Origin of the sequence: Mycobacterium gastri, from assembly GCF_002102175.1 — a bacterium.
Taxonomy (GTDB): Bacteria; Actinomycetota; Actinomycetes; order Mycobacteriales; family Mycobacteriaceae; genus Mycobacterium; species Mycobacterium gastri.
In genome coordinates this window covers 179578-189960 of record NZ_LQOX01000055.1, presented here as the reverse complement: position 1 = coordinate 189960, position 10383 = coordinate 179578, and the positions used below count along the sequence as shown (strand labels likewise).

Sequence of the window (10383 nt, the reverse complement as noted above, 5' to 3'; positions counted from 1 at the left end):
CAGCGCCACCGAGCGCACGGCGGGGCCGGTGAGGGACGCCGTCGTCGATCTGCGGCAGTCAGTTTCCTGCGATCGCAGGAACAGCCGCAGGCGGCCAGCTCACGACCACGGCCGGTCATCCACGACCAGTTCAGGTGAAGCGACGCCATCTGCGGCGGATCGGCTCGTCTCAAAGGTGGCTGATCACAAGCTTTTTCCGGATCGCCTCGTGCCTCCCACCAGCCGCGTCCACCTCGTCGGCCGAAGCGCCATCGCCCACCTCCACGCCCAGCAGCGAGCGGATAATGCCGAAGGGCGGGCCCACGGGCCGCGTTGTCCCTTCAGGGCCGGCCAGCGGAACCTATCGGGACCAGCGGGCGACATAACCTCTACATCTCTTTGCGCGACGCGCAGTTCGGCAACTACGCCCCGATCGCGTTCGCAAGCTGTTGGGGTCAATAGTTCAGCAGAGCGGGAACGATGCCGCCGATCTGTGTGCCGTTGGTGGTGACGTTGAGCAAGCCGCCGCTGAGCGGGTTCGGTGCAATAGCCGTGATGCGCTCGAGGGGGTGCAGGATCCCGTTGAAGGGGACGTTGTTCTGCAGCGTGACCGTTTGTGGCACGACGCCGATCAGCGGGACCACAAACGGAACCGTCAACGTCAGCGGCGTGGGCAGCACGTACTGGCCATTGAGGAAGCCATCTGCGATGACGGCGGGTGCGTCTACCAATGCGGTCAAGACCAGCGGTATGTTCCCGGCTTGCACGGCTTGGGAAAATGCCGTGGCACTTTTCCGGCCGCGGCGGCTGTGGAGAACGCCGGGCCTACCAGCTCAAGCCCTAATGCCACCGGGAACCTGAGGGTCTGGGTGGGAGCCAAGAAGTTCGTGACATCCACCGATATGGTCGGGTCGGTAAGGAGCTTGACTACGTTGGCGAAGTTCTGCGCCGAGTCGCCGGGGATGGTCAGGATCGGCAGCAGGTCTCCAAGGGTGCCGTTCACGACCGCGGTGAGTTGCGGGAAGTTGCCGGTCACGGTGAACAGGCTGGAGGTATCGACAAAGAGGCCGAACACGCCGGTCGCCACCTGCTGCACCGCACCGCCGACGTTGCCCGCCAGTAGGTCGGAGAAAGCCGCCATCAGGTGTTGGGGCAAGTTATACAGATTGCCAGTGAAGTCGGTGACCGCGGCGCTGAGTGACTGGCCGGTCAGCTGGATGTAGCCGTCCACGTTATCGGCGATCTGGCTCAGGAAAGGCGCTGGACTGCCGGCAGAGGCGGCGCTCGTGCTGGCCAGGTTCACGGCCGTAGTCGCCACGAGGGCTTCATACGGTTTGGTGGTGCTAGGCGGCGGGGCCACCCCCCCGGCTAGGCCGGGACTGCCCAGCTGCCCGGGCGTGCCGCCGGTGCCGTTCGTGCCGCCGTTGATGCCGCTGCCGCCATTGCCGCCGTTGCCGATCACCGTGGTCGTGGCGCTGCCACCGTTGCCGCCGCTGGCAGCCGTAATCAGGTTAAGAGGGGAATTGCCGCCGTTGCCGCCGGCACCGACAAGGCCCATGGCGTCGCCACCGTTCCCGCCGCTGCCGGCACCCGCGAGCGCGGCAAAGGTTGACCCGCCAAGGCCGCCGTTGCCGCCGCTGCCGATGGATGTGGCGTTGCCACCGTTACCGCCGGCCCCGCCGGCGCCGGTGCCGTTGACGCTGCCGCCGTCGCCGCCGGTCCCACCGTTGCCGAACCACCCGGCGGTGCCGCCGTGGCCGCCGGCCCCGCCGCTGCCGATCAGTGGACGCCCGGTCAGCGCCAGGAAGGGCTGGTTACTGTAAGCAGGTCGAGCAGGTTCTGCTGGACACAGGCGGCCTCGGTGCCCGCATAGGCGGCCGCACCCGAATTGAGGGTCTGCACGAACTGGGAGTGGAAAGCCCCAACCTGGGCGCTCAGCGCCTGATACTCCGCGGCATGCTGGGAGAACAGCGACGCAATATCGCCGAGACCTCGTCGGCACCGGCCGCCAACAGCCCCGTGGTAGGCACTGCCGCCGCCGCGTTGGCCGAGCTGATCGTCGAGCCGATGCTCGCCAAATCTGTTGCCGCCGAAGCCATCATCTCCGGCATCGCGATCACCAACGACATCCCGACAACCTCCACTTCCCGTCCCGGATCATGCTGTCGTCGCGCCGCGACGGCCGGTGAAAGCAGATGGTAGCGTTTCGAGGCGCGAATTCCGTGTTTTCCCTGACAATTTCACCGATATAGTTCGGTGGACCCCAACACGCGTCTCGAAGGCAGGACCCAACCACTCGGCTAACTTGATGCTCGGCCAACAGTTTCAGCGACGCAGCAGGGCGCCGACGCGTTCCGCAGCCAGCTGTACGGCCGCGTCGCGCGCCGCGCTTGCGTCGTCTTCGGTCAGCGTGCGATCGGGCGCGCGAAACCGCAGCGCGAAGGTCAGCGACTTGCGCGCTTCGCCGATCTGCGGACCGGTGAAGACGTCGAATAACTGAATGTCCTCGAGGAACTCGCCGGCCCCTTCGCGAACCGCATCCAACACGACCTGGGCGGGGACATCCGCGGACACCACAAGGCTGACGTCCTGAAACAGGGCGGGGAACGGCGACACCCGGGGAGCCGGCAGCGATTCCACGACGGGGATCGCATCGAGGTTCAGCTCGATCGCGCAGGTGCCCTTCGGCAGGCCCGTCCGCTCGATCACGGCCGGATGCAGCTGCCCCGCGTGTCCAACGCAGGTATCGCCGACGAGCACTTCGGCGCAGCGGCCCGGATGCCAGGGCAGGTACCGGGCCGCGCGAAGCGTCACGTCAATTCCGCTGGCCCGGGCAATGATTCGCACCGCCTCGAAAGCGTCGGCGGCTTCGGCCGCGCGGCCCGGACCCCACGGACCGCGAGGCTCGCGCAACCCGGCCAGCACCGCAGCGACGTGTTGCGGTTGCCGGGGCAGCGATGCGTCCAGCCTGGCGATCTCGCCTTCGGTGGGCCGGCGGTGCACGGGGATCAGCTCGATGCCGCGGGTCTGCTCGGTCGGCCGGACCACCTGCGCGATGGCGAACAACGCGACATCGGTCAGACCGCGGGACACGTTGCGCCCCAACGCTTCCAGCAGGGCCGGCAACAACGTGGTGGCCAGCTGCGGACGGTCGGCTTCCAACGGATTGACCACACTGGTCGTGGTCCGGCGAGGGTCATCGGCCGCTAGTCCCCAGAGGTCGAAAACGCCGGCGGGCAAAAACGGTGTCGGCAGCACCTCGACGTAGCCGGACAGCGCCAGCGACTTACCGATCGCCCGACGGCGCCGCTGGGTGGCCGTGAGTCCGCGGCCCGCGGGCGCGGCGGGCAGCACCGACGGGATAACCTCTAGCCCCTCCAGTCGCATCACCTCCTCGACGAGGTCGGCGGGCTGCAGCAGATCGGGTCGCCAACTGGGCGGCGTCACAATCAGCACGCCGTCGTCTTGCACCACCCCGGCGCCGATTTGAGCCAGCCGCCGAGCCGTCGTGCCCGGGGCGTAGGACACGCCCGCGAAGCGGTCCGGCAGGTCGGCGGCGATCCGGATCGGCGGCATCGACCAATCCTCGACCGGCGGTTCACCTCGCCAATCGGTCAGGGCCGGGACGACTTCTCCCCCGGCGATATCAGCGAGCAGCGCAGCGCACCGATCCAAGGCGGCCACCGAAATGGCCGGATCGACCGCGCGCTCATAGCGCCGGGCGGCCTCGCTGGGCAAGTGCAACCGCCGCTGGGTGCGCGACACCGCGGCCGGATCCCAAATCGCCGCCTCCAACAGGACCTCGGTCGAATCGGCGCGCACCTCGGTGCTGGCCGCCCCCATCACACCGCCGATCGCTGCGGTGGTGACGTCGTCAACGATCAAGACGTCGGCGGGTTCGAGTCGCCGCTCGATGTTGTCCAGGGTGACGACGGTCTCGCCGGAGCGGGCGAACCGCACGCCCAGGCTCCCGGTGATCCGGTCGCGGTCGTGCGCGTGCATCGGGTGACCGAGCTCGAGCATCACGTAGTTGGTGACGTCCACCGCCGGTGAGGTCGCGCGGATGCCGCACAGCAGCAGCCGGCGCTGCAGCCACCAGGGCGACACTGCGGCCGGATCGATGCCGGTGACCGGCCGCAGAGCAAACCGGCGCACACCGGTGTCGGGCTGCACCGTCAACGGCCACGCCTCACCCTCGACCGGCAGCGCCGGGACCTCGGCGGGGTCGACGAAATCCAGGTCGTAGGCGCACGCGATCTCGCGGGCCAAGCCGCGCACCGACATGCAGTAACCGCGGTCCGGGGTAATCGCCAGATGGAACACCACGTCGTCCAATCCGAGCACACCCGCACCGTCGGCTCCCGGTTCGGCCGTTGCCTGCGGGAGCACCAGGATCCCGGAATGGTCTGCGGCCAAACCGAGTTCGGCCGCCGAGCAGATCATTCCCGCCGAAGTGCGGCCGTAGGTCTTGCGGGCGGTGATGGTAAAGCCGCCCGGCAGGATAGTTCCGGGTAGCGCCACGACCACCAAATCGCCGATCACGAAATTCGTTGCACCGCAGACTATCTCGTGCTGCAGGCCATCACCGAGATCGACCAGGCAGGCCCGGATCGGCTTCTTGAAACCGGCGAGTTCCTCGATACCGGCCACCCGGCCCACGGTCAGCGGGCCGTCGACCGGGCCGAGTGCGGTCACCTCTTCGACTTCGTGGCCGATCCGCACCAACGTCTGCTCGAGTTCGCCGGCTGGGACGTCCCAGCCCGGCGCTCCGGCCGAAACCACTTCGCGCAGCCAGCTATACGGAACGCGCATCAGGCGCCCACCCCGAAGGGCAACGAGAATCGGATGTCCCCCTCGACCATGTCGCGCATATCGGGAATCCCGTTGCGGAACTGCAGGGTCCGCTCAAGACCCATCCCGAACGCGAAGCCTGAGTAAGTCTCCGGGTCAATTCCGGCGGCCCGCAACACGTTTGGATGCACCATTCCGCAGCCACCCCATTCCACCCAGTCGGCGCCACCCTTCTTGTTGGCGAACCACACATCGACCTCGGCAGACGGTTCGGTGAAGGGGAAGAAGTGCGGCCGGATCCGGGTGCGCGCCAACGGCCCGAACTCGGCCCGGGCGAAGGCGTCCAGCGTCCCGCGCAGGTGCGCCATGGTCAGCCCGCGATCCACCGCCAATCCCTCGACCTGATGGAACACCGGAGTGTGAGTGGCGTCGAGTTCGTCGGTGCGGAAGGTTCGGCCGATCGAGATGATGTAGACCGGCAATTCGCGCTCCAGCAGGGTGCGCACCTGTACCGGTGACGTATGGGTGCGCAGCAGCTGCCGCGAATTCTCCGGTGCGATGTAGAAGGTGTCTTGCTCACTGCGCGCGGGGTGGTCTGGCGGGAAGTTGAGGGCATCGAAGTTGAACTGCTCGCTTTCGACCTCTGGTCCTTCGGCCAACTCCCATCCCATAGCGATGAAGGTGTCCGCGATGTGCTCGGCCAAGATCGTGATCGGATGCCGGGCACCGGTCGGCTGCCGGGTCGACGGCAGCGTGACGTCAATACCCTCAGCGGCCAGCACAGCCGCGTCACGTTCGGCCCGCAGCGCCGCCAGACGTTCGTCGTAGCTGCGCTGAGCATCGCCGCGGGCGACGTTCACTCGCTGGCCGGTATCGGCACGCTCATCCTTGGGCAACCTGCCCAGCGCTTGCCGGGCCAGCGCCAGCGGCGAACGGTCCCCAAGGTGCTGGGTCTTGGTGCGCGCCAGGGCCTCCAGACTGTCGGCTAGCGCAAAAGCCTGCTGCGCGGCGTTGACCGCCTTGGCCAATGCCTCCGGCGACAGATCGACGGGTTGCTCACCCACGCGGCGACACTCTCCTTGCTGACGAGGCTAGGTATAACTGCCTGGCTCTCCCCCGAGGGAGACACCCACCTCGGTCCGTCACCCGGTCAGCGGGTGGGCCCTGACAGGGCTCACATCGTCGCAGGGTGGGTTCACGGCACGGGTATGACGCAACTGCCGATCATAAGTCATCGATCGGCTAGTTCTGGTGATGCCCACTGGGCAACGCACCGGGTGGCCGGGCCGCCGGCCCAGCCGCGCGTCATGCTTGAGCCGGTGCGACCCGCATGGTCTTCCAGCGGGCAAACCCGTAGCCCATGCCCGCGCCAAACGCGCCCACGGCAAAACCGCTCACCGATGTCCAGCTGGTGTGAGCCAGCAGCAGAAAGCCGAACCCGGACGAGACCATGAGCAACGCATACCGTGCCGGCGTCCAGCGAATCGGCCGATCGAACCGCATGGTCACCAGCATGCCCAACAACAGCGAAATAGCGTGGCCGGAGTCGGTGAAATCACCGCCGGCGATCGCGGCCGCCACAGCCAGCGACGCCCACCAGCCGATCCATGCCGGCCGCCAGCGACGGGAGATCGTCGCGGTGAGCGCGCCGACCACCGCAAGCGCGCCGTAGCTCATCCCGACGTCGCTGACACGGGTGATCGACCACGGCAGCCAACCGAACTCGACCGCGCCTGCCAACGCGGCCGCCACCAGCAAGGTGGCCCCGAGATGGCCGACGACGAACGCGAGGGTCAACCGCCCGGTGTGCAGGTGCAGTTCGGCGAGCGCGAGCAGACACGCCAGGCAAGGCAGCCAGAAGTAGAGCGGCCCGTCGTCGATGACGAAGGCGCTGTTCCACAGGGTCCCCAGGCGCCCGTGTGCCAGGTTGTGCAGGTTTGTACTGGCATGCCGAATGACCCGCTCGTGGGCATGCGGGCCGAGCATCAAGACCGCGACACTGACCGAGGCAAGAGCTGCCAGGTAGCCGACCGTGAACCGGACCCGGCCCAGCCGGTACAAGAGTCCCCAAATGCGGTGAGTCATCGATATCTACTATGCCTGCTGTTCCGTTTCGGCAGTGTCACCAAAAGCTGGCAACTCCTTATGAGGTTTGAGGCGATAAATCGCCAAGTCCGGTGGAATGCCGGTGAGCTTGCTGGAAAACATCGGCCGACGTGCCCGCTTGGCGACGACACCCAATGCGTCCAACTCGCTTTGCGGGATCAAGTCCAGGGTGGGACTCGATATCATGATGCCACCTTTGGTGGCGCGTTCCATAACGCGAGCGGCGATGTTGACGTCGACTCCGAGCCAGTCAGCGGCCAGTCGCTGCGGCCGGCCGGTATGGATGCCGACCCGCATCCGCGGCGTGTAGCCCGCCACCTCGACTGCGCTCAACGCCTCCCGAGCGGCGAGCACCGCACGGACGGCTACAGCCGGATTGCGAAACACCGCCATGATGCCGTCGCCCATCCGTTTGACGATGTGGCCCCCGGCGTCCAGCAGCGGGGGCTCGACAGCCCGGGCCACCTGGCGCAACAGCGCCAAGGTGGCATCATCACCGGCTTCCAGCGACCAGGTCGAGAAACCCACCAGGTCGGTGAAGACCAGCGTCACCTCGGGATTCACCGGGCGGCGGGAAACCGCCTCAGTCAATGCCTGCCACAGTTGCAGCACACCCAGGCTGACTTCACGCGAGGCCGCATCACGATCCCCCAGCAGCCGGCCGGCAGCCCGTGCCGCGGCACGTGGACCGCCATCACCCGCGGTGGACAGCGGATCGCCGAATTCGGGATCGCCGGGCAGCAGCCGTCGCGCCCGCCGGATGAACGCCACTACGCCCGGGCTGCGGTTGGTGGAGCGCAGCCATTGCCCCGGAGAACGCCGACGCGAAGCAGACGACGCGAGCGCAGTCGCAATCTCGTCGGGCACGCCGGGCTCCCCATCGCCAGCCCCGACCTCCACCCCGCAAGGGTAGGTGGTTTCGGCTGAGCCAGGCAATCACAGTCGTGCTGCCGGCGTCCTAACAATCGACGACCTAGTAGGAGCCGGAGAACAACCCGAACAAGCCGGGAACAAGGCCGCCGACACGTGTTCCGCCCAAGACAATCGACGTGGGTGTTCCGCTGGTCGGCGTGAGCGTAAGCGTGAAGGGCTGAAGCGGAGACAGCAGCCCGCCAACCGGAACGCTGAACGCCACATCGGAGTAACCGAGCCCCGCTGGCGCCGCCATCGACTGCGTTATCGTGTCGTGGCCGAAAAGGAAGCTGTTTACGGCGTTGACGGGAGCAAAAAATAGTGCGCCGGCGGCCCCCAAGGGGTTCCCGGTTGATAGCGCGTTGCCGAATGCTGTGGCGCTATTTTGTAGCGCGGTCGTCGCGAGGTAATACGGGCCCAACGCATCAATGCCGAGCGCAAGCGGCGCGGGTAATGCGATGGAGCCGGAGTCGAAGGCGACTTGAAAGGTAGTCAGGTCCAGGCTCCCGTTGAGGGTGAGCGCCACCGGACCGAACGGGGTGGTCGTATTCAGCAGCGGAACACTCACGGGAGTGCTCGCGGCCGGCGGCGCCATTGCGCCGCCGCCCGTCGCAACGGTGGCCGTCGTACCGGTGGCCGTCGCACCGATGGCAGTCGCACCGGCGGCCGTGACACCGGTGGCCGTCGCACCAGTGGCCGTCGCACCGATGGCCGTCGTTCCGGCGACCTCAGCACCGGTGGCCGAGCTGAGCGCCGAACCGACACTCCAGCCGGCGCTCTGTGCACTGGCGGCAGTCGCGGCGCGTGCATCAGTACCTGCGCCGGTCCCCAGCAACGGACGGCCCAGCAACGACAGGGCGGGGCCATTCACCGCGTTCAGCAGATTCTGCTCGGCATTGGCGATCTCGGCGCCGAGGTACGCACCCGCGCCATTGCTCAGGGTACGGACGAACTGGTCGTGAAACGCCGCCATTTTCGCGCTGAGGGCTTGATAGTCCTGGGCATGTGCCGCGAATTCCGCCGTGACAGCCGCCGACACCTGATCTGCCGCCATGGCCACCAGTCCGGTCGTGGGCGGGGCCGCTGCCGCATTGGCCGCGCTCATCGCGGAACCAATTTCCGCCAAATTTCCCGCCGCCGCGTTCACAAAGTCCGGTACCACATTGAGAATCGACAAAGCCGGGCCTCCTTGCCTGACTCAAGAAGAAAATCACCGAGCAGTCTCCAGGGAAGAAACTCTACTCCCGGTAATCGCCTTTTGGTTAGCCTCTTTTCGGCTCTTCCAGCAACGCCCGCCGCATCGCCGCTGCAACTGGAAATACCGTGCCGAGAGGCGAACAGGGCCAGTTCAGGGAGCAACGCCTCGCGCCGGTCGGCCCGGTGTCCCGCCCATGCGACGAACAAGCTGATCACGCGGGCGCCACGCCGCTATGGACATGGGATAACAGCACGCCGCGGCAGTCGCCGAAACCGTAGACAACGTATGTTGTCACCGATTATCGTGAGCGCACATCGAGCGCGTGGAGGCCGCGATGACTGCCACATCGACGACACCAGTCGAGCCACTCGGACCCGATTCGCTGACCTGGAAATACTTCGGTGACCTGCGGACCGGAATGATGGGCGTGTGGATCGGCGCGATCCAGAACATGTATCCGGAACTGGGCGCCGGCGTCACGGAGCACTCGATCCTGCTGCGCGAACCACTGCAGCGGGTGGCCCGGTCGGTGTATCCCATCATGGGCGTCGTCTACGACGGCGACCGGGCGCCCCGGACCGGCGAGCAGATCAAGGGCTATCACCACACGATCAAGGGAGTCGACGCCGAGGGTCGTCGCTATCACGCCTTGAATCCGGAGACCTTCTACTGGGCACATGCCACGTTCTTCATGCTCGTCGTCAAAGTCGCCGAATACTTCTGCGGAGGCTTGACCGAGGCCGAAAAGCGCCAGCTGTTCGACGAGCACGTGCGGTGGTACCGGATGTACGGCATGAGCATGCGGCCGGTGCCCAAGTCGTGGGAAGACTTTCAGGAGTACTGGGACCGGGTCTGCCGTGAGGAACTCGAGATCAACCAGGCGACGCGGGACATCTTCCACATGCGCATTCCCAAGCCGAAGTTCGTACTCATGCCCACGCCCGTCTGGGACCAGATGTTCAAGCCCCTGGTTGCCGGTCAGCGCTGGATCGCCGCCGGCTTGTTCGACCCGACCGTCCGGGAGAAGGCGGGAATGCATTGGACCCCGGGCGACGAGGTGTTGCTGCGCCTGTTCGGCAAGCTGGTCGAGCTGGTGTTCCTGGCAGTGCCCGACGAGATCAGACTGCATCCCCGCGCGCTGGCCGCCTACCGCCGGCAAGAGGGCCGGACCCGAAGTGACGCCCCGCTAGTCGAAGCGCCCGCCTTCATGGCTCCGCCACGGGACCGCCGCGGGTTGCCAATGCATTACTTCCCACCGCGCGCACGGGGTTTCGTCCCGTTCCCGCTCGAGCCCGCCCGACTGATCATGGAGCGGGCGGGATCGTTGGTGCACACCACACTCTCGCTGGCCGGCCTGCGCCCTGCCCGGGGCCGGGCGGCTCGGGCCGCATAAGGCT

General features: G+C 66.9%; 9 protein-coding genes and 1 pseudogene. 2 read left to right on the top strand and 8 right to left on the bottom strand.

Annotation, left to right across the window (positions count from 1 at the left end; translation table 11 throughout):
- Nucleotides 1-434 precede the first annotated feature (434 nt).
- Entirely contained in the window at nt 435-719 is a 285-nt protein-coding gene (locus tag AWC07_RS27965) for a hypothetical protein (RefSeq protein WP_208622357.1), read from the bottom strand.
- Nucleotides 716-1537: a hypothetical protein gene (locus AWC07_RS27960; protein WP_208622356.1), complete on the bottom strand. Its 822-nt coding sequence runs from the start codon at nt 1535-1537 to the stop codon at nt 716-718. The genes AWC07_RS27965 and AWC07_RS27960 overlap by 4 nt, the downstream gene beginning before the upstream one ends.
- Here AWC07_RS27960 and AWC07_RS27955 point away from each other — a divergent pair.
- Nucleotides 1536-1802, top strand: a complete 267-nt coding sequence (locus AWC07_RS27955) for a hypothetical protein (RefSeq protein ID WP_208622355.1) — start codon at nt 1536-1538, stop codon at nt 1800-1802. The two genes, AWC07_RS27960 and AWC07_RS27955, sit on opposite strands and share 2 nt — an antisense overlap.
- On the opposite strand, the pseudogene AWC07_RS29485 reads toward AWC07_RS27955, so the two are convergent.
- From AWC07_RS29485 to AWC07_RS29260, 6 genes and pseudogenes are all read right to left on the bottom strand, one after another.
- Nucleotides 1774-2078 (bottom strand): annotated as a pseudogene (locus AWC07_RS29485) (PE family protein). The gene AWC07_RS27955 and the pseudogene AWC07_RS29485 overlap by 29 nt on opposite strands.
- Before the next feature lie 226 nt (nt 2079-2304).
- Complete coding sequence (pheT, locus tag AWC07_RS04580; RefSeq protein WP_036412572.1) at nt 2305-4791, bottom strand: phenylalanine--tRNA ligase subunit beta; 2487 nt, start codon at nt 4789-4791, stop codon at nt 2305-2307.
- Complete coding sequence (pheS, locus tag AWC07_RS04575; protein WP_036412574.1) at nt 4791-5834, bottom strand: phenylalanine--tRNA ligase subunit alpha; 1044 nt, start codon at nt 5832-5834, stop codon at nt 4791-4793. The genes pheT and pheS overlap by 1 nt, the downstream gene beginning before the upstream one ends.
- Nucleotides 5835-6075: 241 nt before the next feature.
- Nucleotides 6076-6855, bottom strand: a complete 780-nt coding sequence (locus AWC07_RS04570; protein ID WP_036412575.1) for a rhomboid-like protein — start codon at nt 6853-6855, stop codon at nt 6076-6078.
- A gap of 9 nt (nt 6856-6864) precedes the next feature.
- Nucleotides 6865-7776, bottom strand: a complete 912-nt coding sequence (locus tag AWC07_RS04565) for an adenylate/guanylate cyclase domain-containing protein (protein ID WP_208622354.1) — start codon at nt 7774-7776, stop codon at nt 6865-6867.
- Nucleotides 7777-7849: 73 nt separating this feature from the next.
- The gene (locus tag AWC07_RS29260) at nt 7850-8965 is read right to left on the bottom strand and encodes a PE family protein (protein WP_036412578.1); all 1116 of its coding nucleotides are present in this window, start codon (nt 8963-8965) and stop codon (nt 7850-7852) included.
- Nucleotides 8966-9320: 355 nt separating this feature from the next.
- Between AWC07_RS29260 and AWC07_RS04555 the strand changes: the two genes are divergently transcribed.
- Complete coding sequence (locus AWC07_RS04555; protein WP_036412585.1) at nt 9321-10379, top strand: oxygenase MpaB family protein; 1059 nt, start codon at nt 9321-9323, stop codon at nt 10377-10379.
- The last annotated feature ends 4 nt before the right edge of the window (nt 10380-10383 follow it).